The following is a 15674-nucleotide window of genomic DNA, read 5'->3' as shown; positions in this document are numbered from 1 at the left end:
CTAGATGGCCTGTGGCGCGGTGATGGCCTGCCGCAGCGCGGCCGGGTCGTTCTCCGCGATCGCCGCGGCCGCCGCGCGCAGGAGGGTCCACGGGTGGAACGGGCCGTACAACGCCGTGCTCCCCATGACGGCTTCGCGCAGGACTTCGGCTGCGCGCGGGAAGCCGGCAACCGCGGCGAGGCGGCCGGCGTTGGCCAGCCAGCAGAGTTGCTCGCCCGGGTCGAGATCCAGGACGTCGTCCGCGAGGAGGTGGTTCAGGCGGTCGGCTTCCCAACCCGGACGAGCCTGATCTAGCGGCGGCTGGCCATGCCGGGCGAGGTCCGCGGTGAACCCCTCGGCCCCGGGCGCCACGAATGAGTCGGGCGTGATGAGCAAGGCGCGTCCGGTTCCCGTGGACAACGGCCGCCGGTGGCCGGCGAGATCGTCCCGGACCAGGGCGAGGCGAGCCTTGGCGAGCAACGTTCGCGGGTGGACCGCACCCGCTGCTCGCCCGTGCAGCACCACGGCACGTTTCGCGTCGGTCACCGGGTCGGTGCCGGGCACCAGGTCTTCACACTGTCCGGCGAGGACTGCGGCGGTGAGGAAGTCGAGACCGGCCGCAGCGCGGATTCCCCGCCCGTCGAAGGCGTCGACCAGCTCGAACGCGAGCCGCCGGGCCGTGTCCGGGGTCAACGCCGCGACCCCCGACAACCACGCCACCTCCGTCCGGCGGACCGGCACCCAGGGCGTGCCGGGATGCGCGCTGTTCAGTTCCAGCTCGAGGTCGGCCAGGATTCCCTGGCCGGCCTCGGCCAGCTCTCCGCGTGCGAGCTGCAGTTGCGCGAGCATCGTGCGTCTGACCAGGGTTTCCCGGTCGCCGGGGCCGAGCCGGTCCGCCGCCGTCCGCCAAGCACCCTGTACCAGGGCCAGTCCCTCCTCCGTGGCACCGAGGTCGTAGGCGACCAGACCGGCGTTGCATTGCTGGATCATCACCGTGGAACTGCGGGGGTCCTCTCGATCCCACAGCCATTCCAGGCCCGCCATGAGCCGCTGGTGGGCTGATCGGAGGTGCCCGGCTTCGTGCTCCGCTCTGGCCAGGTTGTTGTCGATGTTGAAGAGGACCTGAGGATCAGGGTGTGCACCTGTTCGCGCGGCCTCGGCCGCCGCCGCGAAGTCCTGACGGCACCGAGTCGGGAAACCGCCGTCGAGCAGGGTCAGGGCCCGGTCATTGAGCAGTTCGCTGTACTTGTACTCGCGTTCGGCGCCAGGAATCCGCTGGTACAGCGCCAACGCTCGGTCGAAGGTGCGGACGGACTCGCGGCTGTCGCCGCGCAGCATCAGCGAGTACCCGAGGTTGTCGAGGATTTCCGCGCGGATCCGCACCGGCCACGGCACCATCCGGCCACCGTCGGTCTTCGCCGAAGGGCTGATCCGCGGCAGCATGGCCAGTGCCCGCCGTGAGTAGTCCTCGGCAAGCTCGACGTTCAGGTCCATCAGCAGCGTCGCGTTCTCGTTCACCCAGCGAGCCGCCGACTGCCGGACCGAGGCCGGACCGACCCGGCCCAGCTCGCCGGCGGGGACGACCTCTTTCGCTGTGAGGTCGTCGAACCCGTCGTGCACCGGTCCCGACCAGCCCCGGACCGCGGCCGCCGCGGCTTGGTCCCCGTGCAGCGCCAAGGCGAGCAGCCGGACCCGATACGCCTCACGTGCGGACCCGCGTTCGTGGAGGTAGGCCGCGGACAGCCACAGCGCATGGTTGGCCAGACCTGTCCGCCGGTCGCGGCTCGGATTGCGCGAGTCGGGGTCGGCTTCGAGAACCAGACGGCACGCCGCGACCGCTGCGCTCGTCAGCGCCGCGGTGCGGGACCACTGCCCGGCGTCGTCGACGTCGGCTTCCTCGATCAGGTGCCCGGCGACCGCCGCGACCTGGAACGCCAGTGTCGTCGAATCGACCGCAGGATCGTCCCGCACGACGTCCGCGAGCAAGGGGTGTACGGAGATCGTCTCTTCGTCGACACCGGTCCGGACGAGTGCCTGGGCCCGCAGTTCGGCGACGGCGGCGTCCCGGCGAGCGGCGTCCGCGCAGACGTCGACCTCGGGGCCCTCGAAATCCTCACCCAGGGTCGTCAGCAGTTCGGCCGGGACGGCTCCCGCGCCCGCGCACGCGAGGATGCGAAGCACGGCAAGCGCGTCCGGGTGCCGCCGGCGTAGCCCGTGGATGCGGACCTCCCACGCGGAACGCAGCGTTGCGAGCGCGTTCACCGGCTTGGTCTCGTAGCGATCGAGCCAGCCTCGCAGGGAGAGCCCGTCGACCACCGCCGCGGCCGCCTGCTCCAACGCGACGGGGTAGCCGTGCAGCCGGTCCGCGACTTCGGCGGCCAGTTCGTCGTTCTCGGCACCGGTCCGGGCGAGCAGGTACTCCACGGCCTCCGATCGGTCGAGCGCACCGAGCTCGACGACTTGCGCCGCCGCACGCCAGCGCACCGATTGGGATGTGACGAGCAGGTGCACTCCCGGCAGCCGCGGCAGGGAACCCCGGATGGCCGCGGGTTCGGGGGCGTCGTCCACGACGATCAATGCGGGACCCCGTTCGGACAACGCTTCCCAGAGTTCGTCCGGTCCGTCAGTGGTGCCCAGCCGCTCGGCGAGCAGCGCGGTCGACGATCGCCAGGCCGCCGCGTCGACGGCCGAGAGCCAGCCGACGGTGGTGTACCCGGTTCGCAGGTGCCGGCACAGCCGGGTGGCCAGGGCGGACTTGCCCATGCCGCTCTCGCCGACCAACGCCACCCAGTCCGAGCCTCGGCTGTCGGCGAACAGGCTCGCCAAGGTGTTCAGCTCGTCGCGCCGGGTCTTCTCCTCCGCGGGGCTGCCCTCACCCGGCACCGCGAAAACCCGCGATCGCACCGGGGCCGGCGCGCCTGGTTCCGCCGTGAGGTCGATGGGTCGCGGCCAGGCCGCGAACGCCTCGTCGCACAGCACGCCGAGCCGGGCGGCCGCCGCTTGGTCGCCGACCCGGACCCGGCTCAGCTCTTCGACCTCGGACCGCCTCGGCACGCGCACGCGTCGCAGCCGGTCGTGCAGCGCACGCCGCTGGTCGTTCGTGGAAACCTCGCCCTGGATGGTGGTCAGCAAGGCACGGGCGGAGGTCCGGCGATCGCTGCGCAGTACCGACGCGATGAAGTGGTCGGCCGTCTCGGTCGTGCGGGCGTGGCGGACCAGCGAGCGCAGCCCGGCAGCGAGTGCCACCTGGTTCGTGGATCCGTCCCGCGCCACCGCGAGGACCGTCGTGGCCCGGTCTTCGGGCACGAGGTCGAGAAGCACGGTCAGTTCTTCCGCCGTGGCTTCGGCCGGCAGCAGGCGGAGGAGGACTGTGCCGACGCCGATGCCGCCGACGGCTGCTTCGGCGCACGCCAGCACGTGCTCTCCGGTCGCCTCGGCCCGCACGCGTGCCACCGGGCCCGCGAGTCCCCACGCAGGCCTTCGTTCCAGCAGCCCGGCGACGGCGGCGCGCAGGAGCCCGGCCACGGGGCGCGCCAGACCGGCGTCGGCCACACCGCTCACCTGCTTTCCGCGGGCTACCTGCTCGGGACGAACTTCTTCAGCTTTTCGGGATAACGACGCCCGGACTTCACGTACGTGGCGCAGTCGTGGTTCCGGCAGACGTAAGTCACGTCGGTTCCCTTGTCATAGTACTTCTCGACGTCCGCATACATGACCTGCCGGCATGTCGGACATTTCTCAACAGGAGCCATGAGGTACCCTTCGACTTCGGTTTCGGTCGAGAAGAATAGGTATCCCGATCGTGTGGTCGACGACAAGGCGAATCGCCGAATGTCCAGAATCTGTCATGAAATAAAGTTGACAACGTAACGAAGTGGTCTCCATTGGTAACGGCGGTGGAGCGCAGTTCGACATCTGTTTCGTGTCGCGGGCGGTCTGCCGGCGCCCCGTCCCGTTCATGACCGACCCCCAGGAGATCAGTGGATTCCGCAGCGTTCGGCGTTCCGCTGACCATGTCGCGTGCGTCGCTGCCCGACCTCGGCGGAGTCGTGGGCCGGGGCGGTGAGGCGACGATCTACGAACTTCCGGGGTTTCGCCTCCCGGACGTCTCGGGGCCCCTGGTTTACAAGGAGTTCCACGCCGGTCAGGTCAAGACGGGATTGGCGGCGATCGTACGGGCGCGGCTCAAACTGGACCCCGTCCGGCAAGCCCGGCTCGACGCCATCGCCGCGTGGCCGTGTCGGATCGTCGGTGACGAGAACCAGGCGACCGGCCTGCTCATGCCGCGCATTCCTGATTCCTTCTTCGACAGAATCGTGCTTCTCGGCAGTGGGGGCACGAAGCCTTCATTGCGCTTGGCGATGAATCTGTTCATCCCCACCGGCCTGGCGAATCGAATCGGTCGCCCGGAGCCGACCGAGGAGCAGCGGATCTCGATTTGCCGGGATTTCGCCAGTGCACTCTCGTTCTTCCACGAAGAACTGCGGATGGTCTTCGGTGACATCAACCCGCAGAACGCCGCGTACCGGATCGGCGACGAGCCGCAGGTGATGTTCATCGACTGCGACGGGGCCCGCGCACTCGGCGTCGTCGGCGCAGACCTGCAGCTCAACGCGCCGGACTGGGTACCGCCCGAAGGCGGCAGGCTCACACTGGCTTCGGACCTGTACAAGCTCGGGCTGTTCGTGCTCCGCTGCCTCAGCCCCAGCCGGGGCGGCTCGATCCTGCTCGACCCGGACGAGGTGGGGAGCGGCCTCGACACGGAAGGCCGCGCCATGCTGCGGCGGGCCATAACCGGTGCGCAGGCCGACCGCCCGTCCGCCCGGGCGTGGTTCGTGCACCTGAGCAGGCTGCTCGGTGACGCCATCGAGCCGCCGAAGCTGCTGGACGTCGGTCTCGACGCCGACTTCGTCCTCAGCGGCCGGCCGACGGAACTGCACTGGACCGCCGAGGACGCGACGAGCATCGAGGTTGTCACCAGCCGGGAACGGCTCGTGTTCGACGGGCGGCCGGGGGCGGGCTCGGTGGCGCTCGTGTTCACCGAACCCGGCTTCGTCATGGTGCGCGCGGTGAACGACCTGGGGATCGACAACCGGGTGCTCGGCCCGCTGACGGTGGTCACCCCGCCGGTGCAGCAGCCGATGCCGATCGCGATGCCGGTGCTCGACATGCCGTTACAGGGCTGGCCGCAGCCGCCGGAACTGGTTCTGCCTCGTTTGCCCGAGATGCGCCCGCTCGCGTTCCCCGGCCGACCGGGGGACGTCCCCGCGGCCGACGACCTGCCGTGGCCGGACTTGTGGCCCGCGGACTTCCCGTTCGACTTGACGTCGCTGACGACCGGTGGACCCGGTTTCGACCTCGGCTTCGTCCCGCACCCCAAGAGGAACCGATGAACCTGCGGATGTGGCTCGCGCGACTGGCCGGCGCGCGCCCGGACATCTTGGCGAAGACCCCCGGCGATCTGGCCAAGCACGCGACGATGGGCGGGGTGCTGATCAGCACCTCCGCCGTCGCCGGCCTGTCGGCGTTCTTCGCGCTCAACTCGGTCCTCGACCTCTCGTGGCCGATCTGCGTGGTCGTCGGGTTCGGTTGGGCCGTACTCATCCTGAACCTCGACCGGATGCTCGTGGTCTCGATGAGCGGCGCGGGTTCGCTGCGGCGGAACTTGGCGACGGCGCTGCCCAGGCTGGTGCTCGCCATCGTGCTCGGCACGGTCATTTCGACCCCGCTGGTGCTGCGGGTCTTCGAGCAGGAGATCAACGCCGAGCTGACGACGATGAAGGCCGAGAACGTCCAGCACTCGAAAGACGCCCTGAACAAGACCTACGACGACATCGCGAAGCTGGAGGCCGCCGAGAAGGGCCTCCAAGACGTCATCTCCGGGAAGACAACGCGTGCGGTGTCCGACGATCCCGACGTCAAGGCCGCGCAGGCCGCCTTCGACAGCGCGAACCGCGCGTACGACGAGGCGGAGAAGTCCGCCCAGTGCGAGCTGGACGGCACGTGCGGGACCAAGCGTCCGGGAGACGGCGACGCGTACCGGCAGAAGCAGGTCGCCGCGGACACCGCACGTGGCGCCCGTGACGAGGCCAAGCGCAAGCTCGATGACCTCTCCGCGAAAGCCGCGGGCAGCATCCAGAACGGTTCGGCGTCCGATGTCGAGGCCGCGAAGGCCAAGCTTCCCGGGGTCCAGCGGGACCTGGCCACCCAACGGGAGCTCCGCCGCACCGCGGAAGACGAGGCGACCCAGGCGCAGGACCACAACTCCGGCCTGCTCGCCCGGCTGGAGGCGCTGGGCCGGATCACCGACGGTCATCCCGTCGGGTGGACCGCGCACCTCATGTTGTTCCTGCTCTTCCTGTGCATCGAGGTGCTCCCGGTGCTCACCAAGATCCTCGCCGGTCTGGGCCCGCCGACAACCTATGACCGCCTGCTCGCTCAGCAGGACCGGCAGATCGAGGACGCGGACCGGCTCCGCGCCGACGGCGACCGTCAGTTGCTCGAAGAGCGGGAAAACGCCCGGGTGACGCACGAACGGGAACAGCTCGAACTCCAAACGGAAGCCGGACGGACGGCAACCGAAGAGCTCGTGCGGCAGCAGACGCAGATCGCCCTCAAGGCCATCGGCGTCTGGGCGGAACTCGCGAAGCTGCGCAGCGATGAAGAACTGGACCGCTGGTACCGCGCGAACGTCGGCAAGGTCGGCGGCCACGCGGTTCCCCCTCCTTCGCCGAGTGAACAGACCATGCCGATCCCCGTCCTGTTCCACAACGGACATCCCCGCAACGGCCACGCCGTGCCTGCCGTGCACCAGAACTGACCCGAAAGGAACCCGATGGAGAAGAACAAAGGCAAGTTGTTGCCCTTCTACCTGGTCGTGGACGTCTCCTATTCCATGCAGGGTGAGAAGCTCGAGTCCGCGAACAAGATCATGCCGAAGGTGCTCGATGCGCTCGCCGAGGCGCCGATCCTCTCGGACAAGGTCCGGTTCGCCGTGCTCGACTTCGCCGACGACGCGCAGGTGCGGCTGCCGTTGTGCGACCTGCTGGACGAGGACGTCACGCTGCCGTCGTTGAGCTTGCGCGGCGGAACCTCCTATGCGGCCGCGTTCCGGTTGTTGCGCAGCGAGATCGAAGCCAACGTCAAGCAGCTCAAGGCTGATGGCTTCGCGGTGCACCGCCCGGCGGTGTTCTTCCTCAGCGACGGAGAGCCGACCGACGGCGAGGCCGAATGGCGCGCCGCGTTCACCGAGCTGACGACCTACGACAAGGGGACGGGCCAAGGCTTTTCCATGTACCCCAACCTGGTTCCCTGCGGGGTCGAAGACGCGAACCCGCGCGGGATGCAGGCGCTGATCCACCCCGCCACCGGTTCGAAGATGATGAAGATGTACCTGATGGACAAAGGGGAGGACCCGGCGGCGGCGATCACCAAGATCGCGGAGATCCTCATCTCGAGCATGCTGGCTTCCGGTGCGAGCATCGCGCAGGGTGGCTCGGGGATCGTGCTGCCGTCGGCGCAGGACACCCCGGCCGGGCTGACCGCGTACACCGCTGACGACGACGACTTCGTGTGATGACGGCGGACATCGATACCGCCGGCCCCGGCGGAACCGCGGATCCGGCTACCGGATCGGGTTGGCGAGGCGGGTTCAGCCCGTACTCCGTGGGATCGCCGGGCCGGGCGCCCTCGCGCGTCGTGCCGTTGCCGGACCTGGAGTTCGCCCGCGTGCCGGACACGATCGTGGACGGGTTCAGCCTTCGCGACGCCGGGCTGACCGAGCAGGTCCGGGTCCGAGCCGTCAGCCTGCGCGGCCTTTCGCACCGTTGTTACGGTCGTGTGCGGCAGGACACCTACGACTGGCGGGTCACCGCGGACGACCGCTACCTCGTTGTCTGTGTCGCCGACGGGGTCTCCGCGGGCCGGTTGTCGCACCTGGCTGCCGATCAGGCGGGTGTCTTCGGCACCCGGTTGTTGTGCGAGCAGCTCGCCGACACCGCGCCGGCCGAACTGCGCTGGGACGAGCTCCTGGACGCGACCGCGGAGGCGATTCTGGGGGTGGGAGCGGCCTTCGTCGCGCCCAAGGCGGCTGTGGGCACCGAGGCGGCTCGCTGGGAGATCGCCGAGCACATGGCCACGACCGTCCTTTACGCCGTTGTCGATCTGGTTCCGGCAGACGGACGGCACGACGTGACTCTGCTGACCGTGGGTGACACCTCAGCGTGGGTGTTGGGCACGGACGGGAGATGGCGCGCCCAGCAGCCGATCAAGAACGAAGGCGACGAGATCTACTCCCCGGCGGTGGTGGCGTTGCCGATCTTGCCGTCCGTCGCGTCCCGGCCGGTGCGGACCGGGGTGGCGCCCGGCGAAGCCTTGGTCCTCATGACCGATGGCGTCGGCGACCCGCTCGGTGACGGCACCGGTGCGGTTGCGGACTTCCTCGCCGAGAGCTGGCGAGAGCCGCCCGCGGATCTGGAGTTCGCCGCCCAGGCCGGCTTCTCGCGCCGGAGCTTCGACGACGACCGCACGGTGTTCGCGCTCTGGCCGGTCGGCCGGTCATGACCGAGACGGTGGTCGGGCGGAGCACGCTCGGCCCGATCGCCGATCTGCTCGGCGCGGGCGGGCAGGCGAAGGTGTACCGGGTGACCGGGCTCACGCTGGCCGACGTTCCCGGGCCGCTGGTGTACAAGGAATACCGGGAAGGGCACGCACCGCCGCACGGGCTGCACACGCTCGTCAACCGCAGGCTGCGGTTGGACGCCGCCACGCGCGCCCGGCTCGACGGCCTGACCGCCTGGCCGGTGCGGGTCGTCGAGCAGGACGGGAACGTCGCCGGGGTGCTGATGCGATTGATCCCCGAAAGCTTCTTCCACCAGCGGGTGCTGCCCAGTGGAACAACGAGCAGCACGTTGTGCGAAATCCAGCACTTGTTCGTCGAGCCGCGGCGGACGGCTCGGCTCGGCATGCCGACGCCTTCCACCGCGGAACGAATGCTGATCATCCGCGATTTCGCCAGCGCCGTGCATTTGCTGCACCGCCACAACCTCGTCATCGGCGATCTCAATTCCAAGAACGCAGTCTTCCGGCTGGAAGCGCGACCGGCGATCATGCTGGTCGACTGCGACGCGATCCGGATCAAAGGCAGCGTGGCGGTGGTGCGCCAGCTGAACGCCCCGGACTGGGAGCCGCCGGAAGGCTCGTCGCTGAGCCAGGCGACCGACTTGTACAAGCTCGGCCTGTTCGTGCTGCGCTGCCTCAGCCCGGGCGACCAGGCATCGGTGTCCCGTGACCCCCGCCGAGCCGACTCGCTGCTCGACGACGAAGGCCGCCGATTGCTGCGCGCCGCGTTGGGCGCCGCACCCGGGGCGCGGCCGGTCGCACGAGATTGGGGACGCCACTTCGACCGGATCCTGGAGGCGGCATATGGCACCCCCCGGCGAGCGGCCGCGATCGCGCCACCGCGGAGCGGGACGAACGCAACCACGACGGGCTGGCGGCGTGACCCCACAACCGGATCCTGGGTCCCGGCGGGGTGACCCGCGCCGGACACCGTGCACCATTTGCGGCCTGCTCCCGGTGGGGGTAATTGCCGTCTCGCTGCACGGCGAGCTGACATGTTCCAGCCACCCGATCGCAGATCGTTGCGTGCTGTGCGGACTCCCCCGTTCGCCGACGGCCCGGTGGGCCGCGTTCACCGCGAGCACCGTCCGCTGCCCGACCTGTAGCCGGAGCGCAATCGACGACCGGCTCGACGCGCGGAGCCTGCTGCCGGGAATCCGCGCGCAGATGGTCGCGCTGGGGTTCGAACTCAAGGCCAGGGTCCGGGTGACGGTCGTCGATCCGGACGAGCTGGCCGCGGAGACCGGGCACGACCAGGACGGCCTCCTGTTCGGTGTCACCTGGCACCAACCGCACGCTCACGGCCGGGACGACGCCGTGCTCGGCATCAAGGTCGTGCGGGGGTTGACCGCGATCCACTTCGGGCAGACCGTGGCCCACGAGATCGGCCACGCGTGGCTGGCGCAGCACAGCAGTGCCCACCGCGACCTCATCGTCGAGGAGGGGGTGAGCGAGCTCCTGGCCGGAGCTTGGCTGAAGAAGCAGCGCATGCCCTTCGCGGACTCTCTGCGCGAAAATCTGCTCACCAACCCCGACCCGGTGTACGGCGGCGGGTACCGGTTGACGCGGGAAGCGGTGCGGCGGCACGGGATCCGGGTGGTGCTGGACCACGTGTGCCGGACCGGTGCGTTGCCGTGACCCACTGCAGGGTTCCGGGCACCGAGCGTACCGGCCGTACTGGTCTGACCAGCGGCTATCCCCGGGACGCCGGTGGCCGGGACACGCCGGGGTCCCGGCGTGGCGGCCCGTCCCGGGCTAGGGTCCGGGCAGTTTCTCGACCCGGGAGGATCCCTGTGGCTACGACGTACACGCTGGAGACGGCCGAAGCCGATCTTGTCTATGACGTGCATGGGCCCGCTTCCGTCGACAGTTCCGCGCCGCCGTTGGTCATGGTTGGGCAGCCGATGGCCGCTGATGGGTTCACCACCCTTGCTTCCTTCTTTCCCGAGCGGACCGTTGTCACCTATGACCCTCGGGGTATCGGGCGCAGTGTGCGGAAGGACGGCCGGGTCGAGCATGAGCCCGAGGTTCAAGCTCGGGATGTGCACGCCGTCATCGGGGCGGTCGGGGGTGGGCCTGTCGATCTCTTCGGCAGCAGTGGGGGCGCCGTGACCGCGCTTGCGCTCGTGGCTGCCTTTCCGGGTGATGTGCGGACGCTTGTGGCGCACGAGCCGCCGTTGCTCTCCGTTGTTCCTGATGCCGCAGCTGCCGAGCGGGCTCGGAACGCCGTGACCGATGCCTATCTCGCCAAGGGGTTCGGGGCCGGGATGGCCGCCTTCATCGGGATGACGTCGTGGGCCGGCGAGTACAACGATGACTACTTCGCGCAGCCCGCCGCCGATCCGGCGCAGTTCGGGATGCCTGCCGATGACGATGGGCGGCGGGACGATCCGCTGTTGTCCGACCGGTCCTGGGCCGTCAGCGGGTACCGGCCCGACGTCGACGCGCTCGCCGCGGCGTCCACGCGGGTGGTGATCGCCGTCGGTGAGGAATCGCTGAGTGTCTTCACCGGGCGGACGGCGGTGGCGACCGCGGAGTTGCTGGGGCAGCGGGCCACCGTGTTCCCGAGTCACCACGGTGGGTTCCTCGCCGGCGATTTCGGCTATGCCGGTCAGCCGGCGGCCTTCGCCGCGCGGTTGCGTGAGGTTCTCGGCTGAGTGGGCGCCGAGCGGAATCCGAGAAAAGCGGTTCGGCTGATCGGAAGATGCTTTTGGTGCGCTCGGGTGCTCGCGTGGTGATCATGAATTGCCGCGGGCTTGATCATCCGGCCGGCAGTGCTCCGAACGGCGCAAAGCCGCGCCTCGAACTTGTCGGAATGTGAGCACTCGCGCCAGGTGAACCAGGCATATCCGGCTTATTGCCGGCGCGTGAATCCGCCCTTGAAGACGGCCGTTCGAGGGTTTCGACGGTGTGTCTGTTCGCGTACGCTGCGCAGCGTACGCGGGTTGACCTCGGGCAACGACGGCGGGTAACCTGCTTTCGGCACAAGTCGATCTACGAATGTGTCGCCTGGGGTGGTGATCTATGCGGAATTCGAGTGTCCGGACGCTGTTCCGGATGCGGAAAAACTACCTGCGATAAACAACGATGTGCGGTGCGGCGGCTTGGGGGAGGTGCCGGTTCCGTACTCGCTTTCGTGGGTGATCGCAACACATTTCCGGACGTCGGGGAAACCGGGCTGACGGAATCGTCATCTGGGGGATGTTCGGCGTGTTGCTGCAATTCAAACTATTGGGTCCGTTGTGCGTGCTGTCCGATGACCGGGACATCACGCCGAGTGCGCCCAAGCTCCGGGAAATCCTCGCGCTGCTGATCGTGCGGGCCAACCAGTTCGTGTCGACGACCGATCTCGTCGACGAAGTGTGGGGTGCCGACCCGCCCCGCAGCGCCCACGTGACCGTGCAGACCTACATCCACCGGCTGCGGAAGTCGTTGTTCCCCAAGGAATCCGGGCACGAACCCGCCGGGCTGCACACGGGGTGGCACGGGTACCGGCTCGAGATCGCCGCCGAGGCCGTCGACAAGATCCAGTTCGAGCACCTGGCGCACCAGGGCAGCGCGGCGCTGGAGAGCGGCGAACCCGGGGAGGCCACCGAACTGCTGCGGCACGCGCTGCGGCTGTGGCGCGGCCCCGCGATGAGCGACGTCGAGACCGGCGAGCTGCTCAGCGCGTACGCTGTCCGGCTCGAGGAGAGCCGGCTGCGCGCGCTGGAGGGCCGGATCGAGGCGGACCTGCAGCTGGGCCGGCACCGCGGCCTGGTCAGCGAGCTCAAGGAACTGACCATGACCCAGCCCCTCCACGAGGGGTTCCACAGCCAGCTGATGCTCGCCCTGCAACGCTGCCAGCGCCGTGACGAGGCCCTCGACGTCTACCGGCGCTTCCGCGGCCGGCTCGTCGAAGAGCTCGCCCTCGAACCGTCGTCCGACCTGCAGCGGCTGCACCGCTCGCTGCTGACCGAGACCGCCGACGCCCGCCCGGCGCCCGAGGTCGCGGCGGAGCGGGTGCAGCTCGTCGCGCCCGCGCAGCTGCCCAACGACATCGCCGACTTCACCGGACGCGCCGAGCTGATCAGCTCGGCCGTGCAGTGGCTTTCGCCGGCCGAACGCTCGGACGACGGGCTGCGGATCGTGTCGGTGATGGGCATGCCCGGCGTCGGCAAGTCGACGTTCGCGGTCCGCGTCGCGCACCGGCTGCGGTCCGCGTTCGGCGACGGGCAGTTCTACGCGAACCTCGGCGGCCCGGCCGGCGCCGGCCCGAAGGAGGTGCTCGGCCAGTTCCTGCGGTCGATCGGGTTCCCCGGCGAGCGGCTGCCCGACAGCGTCGACGAGCGCGCGACGATGTTCCGGACCTGGAGCGTCGATCGCAACGTGCTGGTCGTGCTGGACGACGTCACCTCGGACGCCGACGTCCAGCCGTTGCTGCCCGCCGGGCCGCGGTGCGCCGCCGTGGCCACCGCGTGTTCCGGTCTGCAGGGCCTGGCCGGCACGCACACCATCGACCTCGAACCGCTGACCGGCGAGGAGAGCCTCGAGATGCTCGCCGTGATCGTCGGGCGGGACCGGGTCGCCGCCGAGCGCGACGAGGCGCGCAGCCTGGTCGCGCTGTGCGGGTACCTGCCGCTGGCGGTGCGGTGCATCGGCGCGCGGCTGCGGTCGGTGCCCGGGTGGCCGGTGCGGAACATGCGGCAACACCTGGAAACCAGCAACCGGCCGCTGGACCTGTTGCAGTTCAACCAGCTCGACGTCCGGGCGCGGCTGGCCGGCAGCTACCGGTCGGTGCCGTCGCACGCGCAGACGGCGTTCCGGCTGCTGCCGACGCTCGGCGCGAGCTCGTTCACCGCGGCCGAGGTCGCGGTGCGGCTCGACTGCCCGCCGAAACGGGCCGAGGCACTGCTGGCCCGGCTCGTCGGGCACGGGCTGCTGCGGATCCAGAAGGACGTGGTCGACGAGGGCCCGGTGCGGTTCGAGTTCCACCCGATCGCGCGGTGCTACGCCGAGGAGCTGCTCGGCGGGGAGGCCGACGCGACGCCGTACCTCTGGCCGATCTACATGCGCACGGTGCTCGGGTTCCGCAACCACGCCTGAGCGAAGGGCATCTGGTCCACCTCGGAAGCCGGTCCGAGGTGCTGTCGAGGCGGGTTCGAGCCGTGGTCGACAGGCTCGGCGGCAGCCGAACGACCAGATGGAGGCCAGCATGTGTGGTATCGCCGGTTGGGTGGACTTCGGGCGTGACCTGTCCGGGGAACGCGCCACGATCGAAGCGATGAACGAGGCCCAGAAGCACCGCGGGACCAACGCCCGCGGGGTCTGGTGCTCCCGGAACGTCGCGATCGGGCACACCAGGACGTCGGTGATCGACCTGGCCGGCGGCGTTCAGCCGATGTTCGCGGAGGAGGACGGGCGCACGATCGCCGTGCTGACGTACTCCGGGGAGGTCTTCAACTTCAAGGAGCTGCGCAGCGAGCTCGAACGGCGGGGGCACCACTTCCGCACCCGCAGCGACACCGAGGTCGTGCTGCGGTCCTACCTCGAGTGGGGCGCCGACTGCGGCAAGCACCTCGAAGGCATGTACGCCTTCGGGGTCTGGGACCTGCGCACCGAGACGATGCTGCTCGTGCGGGACCGGTTCGGCATCAAGCCGCTGTTCTACAGCCTGCAGCCCGAAGGCGTCATCTTCTCGTCCGAGCCGAAGGCGCTGCTGACGCACCCGCTGACCAAGGCGGTCGTCGGCATCGAGGGCCTGCGCGAGGTCTTCTCGACGGCGAAGCTGCCGGGCGAGGCCGTGTTCCGCGACCAGGACCAGCTGCGGCCCGGGCACACGCTCGCGATCGGCCGCAACGGCGTCGTCGACCGGACGTACTGGGAGCTCGAAGCCAAGCCGCACACCGACGACCTGGACAACACCGTCTCGCACACCCGGCAGCTGCTGGAGGACATCGTCCTCGGCCAGCTGACCGCCGACGTCCCGCTGTGCACGCTGCTCTCCGGCGGCCTCGACTCCAGCGCCGTCACCGGGATCGCGGCCGGCTGGCTGAAGAAGAACGGCGAACGCGTCCGCAGCGTCACGACCACCTACGTCGGCTACAGCGAGAACTTCCGGCCGGACGACACCCGCGACACCGCGGACGGCCCGTTCGCCGACGAGGTCGCCCAGCACCACGGGGCCGAGCACATCCACCTCGTGCTCGACACCCGCGACCTGATGGACCCCGAGGTCCGGCTGGCCGCGCTCGTCGCGCAGGACATGCCGACCACGGCCGGCGACATGGACGCGTCGCACCTGCTGATGATGCGCGCGACCCGGGAGCACTCGGTCGTCGCGCTGACCGGCGAGGTCGGCGACGAGGTGTTCGGCGGCTTCCGCTGGATGCACGACGACGAGCTCGTGCGCTCGGGCACGTTCCCCTGGATCGCCAACGAGAAGCGGGTGCCGGGCTGCGTCAAGGGCCAGGGCCGTGGCTTGTTCAACGACGGCTTCCTCAAGAAGCTCGACATGGACGGTTATTACCGCGACAACTACGCCCAAGCGCTGCGCGAAACCCCGCACCAGGAGGGCGAAAGCGAGTTCGAGGGCATCATGCGGAACGTCCGCTACGTCAAGCTGATGCGCTGGCTGCCGATGCTGCTGGAACGCGGTGACCGGCTGGCCGCGGCGTGCGGGCTCGAGGCGCGGCTGCCGTTCCTCGACCACCGGCTCGTCGAGTACATGTACAACGCGCCGTGGGCGTTCCAGTCGTTCGACGGCCGCGAGAAGAGCATCCTGCGCGCCGCCGTGAAGGACCTGCTGCCGGAGTCGGTGTTCGAGCGGCGCAAGGCGCCCTACCCCGTCACGCAGGACCCGGCCTACACCGAAGCGCTGCACGGGCTGCTCGCCGAGACGCTCGCCGACCCGAACGCGCCGATCCGGCCGCTGCTGGACCAGGCGTCCGTCGACGAGGTCTTCCGGCACCCCAAGGGCGTTTCGCAGGACTGGCCGAGCCGGATGAACGTCGAGATGGCGCTGCAGTTCAACACCTGGCTCACGCACTACGGCATCACCCTCGACATCTGAACCACGCCGTCCGACCCGCGATCCG

At 69.6% G+C, this 15674-nt stretch carries 10 protein-coding genes; 9 read left to right on the top strand and 1 reads right to left on the bottom strand.

Annotated features, from left to right (window positions below; genetic code table 11):
- Complete coding sequence (locus OHS58_RS33465) at nucleotides 1–3531, bottom strand: hypothetical protein (protein ID WP_328645148.1); 3531 nt, start codon at nucleotides 3529–3531, stop codon at nucleotides 1–3.
- 428 nt (nucleotides 3532–3959) lie between these two features.
- On the opposite strand from OHS58_RS33465, the gene OHS58_RS33460 reads away from it, so the two are divergent.
- From OHS58_RS33460 to asnB, 9 genes are all read left to right on the top strand, one after another.
- Entirely contained in the window at nucleotides 3960–5372 is a 1413-nt protein-coding gene (locus OHS58_RS33460; RefSeq protein ID WP_328645147.1) for a hypothetical protein, read from the top strand.
- Nucleotides 5369–6799, top strand: a complete 1431-nt coding sequence (locus OHS58_RS33455; protein WP_328645146.1) for a DUF4407 domain-containing protein — start codon at nucleotides 5369–5371, stop codon at nucleotides 6797–6799. The genes OHS58_RS33460 and OHS58_RS33455 overlap by 4 nt, the downstream gene beginning before the upstream one ends.
- A gap of 15 nt (nucleotides 6800–6814) precedes the next feature.
- Nucleotides 6815–7555, top strand: coding sequence for a vWA domain-containing protein (locus OHS58_RS33450; RefSeq protein ID WP_328645145.1), 741 nt, complete (start codon nucleotides 6815–6817; stop codon nucleotides 7553–7555).
- Nucleotides 7556–7644: 89 nt separating this feature from the next.
- A complete protein-coding gene (locus OHS58_RS33445; RefSeq protein ID WP_328645144.1) occupies nucleotides 7645–8541 on the top strand; it encodes a protein phosphatase 2C domain-containing protein in 897 nt (298 codons plus the stop codon).
- Nucleotides 8538–9515 carry a hypothetical protein gene (locus tag OHS58_RS33440; RefSeq protein WP_328645143.1) on the top strand — a complete coding sequence of 326 codons (978 nt, stop codon included), beginning with the start codon at nucleotides 8538–8540 and terminating at the stop codon, nucleotides 9513–9515. The genes OHS58_RS33445 and OHS58_RS33440 overlap by 4 nt, the downstream gene beginning before the upstream one ends.
- Nucleotides 9516–9624: 109 nt before the next feature.
- Nucleotides 9625–10236, top strand: a complete 612-nt coding sequence (locus OHS58_RS33435) for a protein DA1 (protein WP_328645142.1) — start codon at nucleotides 9625–9627, stop codon at nucleotides 10234–10236.
- A 155-nt stretch (nucleotides 10237–10391) separates the two neighbouring features.
- Nucleotides 10392–11255 carry an alpha/beta fold hydrolase gene (locus OHS58_RS33430; RefSeq protein WP_328645141.1) on the top strand — a complete coding sequence of 288 codons (864 nt, stop codon included), beginning with the start codon at nucleotides 10392–10394 and terminating at the stop codon, nucleotides 11253–11255.
- 589 nt (nucleotides 11256–11844) lie between these two features.
- Nucleotides 11845–13683, top strand: coding sequence for an AfsR/SARP family transcriptional regulator (locus OHS58_RS33425; RefSeq protein ID WP_328645140.1), 1839 nt, complete (start codon nucleotides 11845–11847; stop codon nucleotides 13681–13683).
- Between the two features lie 97 nt (nucleotides 13684–13780).
- Nucleotides 13781–15649 carry an asparagine synthase (glutamine-hydrolyzing) gene (gene asnB / locus OHS58_RS33420; protein ID WP_328645139.1) on the top strand — a complete coding sequence of 623 codons (1869 nt, stop codon included), beginning with the start codon at nucleotides 13781–13783 and terminating at the stop codon, nucleotides 15647–15649.
- The last annotated feature ends 25 nt before the right edge of the window (nucleotides 15650–15674 follow it).

Origin of the sequence: Amycolatopsis sp. NBC_00348, from assembly GCF_036114655.1 — a bacterium.
GTDB lineage: Bacteria > Actinomycetota > Actinomycetes > Mycobacteriales > Pseudonocardiaceae > Amycolatopsis.
This window is presented reverse-complemented; position numbering and strand designations above follow the sequence as displayed.

Coding starts and splice junctions, on each gene's coding strand:
- OHS58_RS33455 (WP_328645146.1), top strand. CDS start 5,369: ATGAACCTGCGGATGTGGCTCGCGCGACTGGCCGGCGCGCGCCCGGAC.
- OHS58_RS33450 (WP_328645145.1), top strand. CDS start 6,815: ATGGAGAAGAACAAAGGCAAGTTGTTGCCCTTCTACCTGGTCGTGGAC.
- OHS58_RS33440 (WP_328645143.1), top strand. CDS start 8,538: ATGACCGAGACGGTGGTCGGGCGGAGCACGCTCGGCCCGATCGCCGAT.
- asnB (WP_328645139.1), top strand. CDS start 13,781: ATGGAGGCCAGCATGTGTGGTATCGCCGGTTGGGTGGACTTCGGGCGT.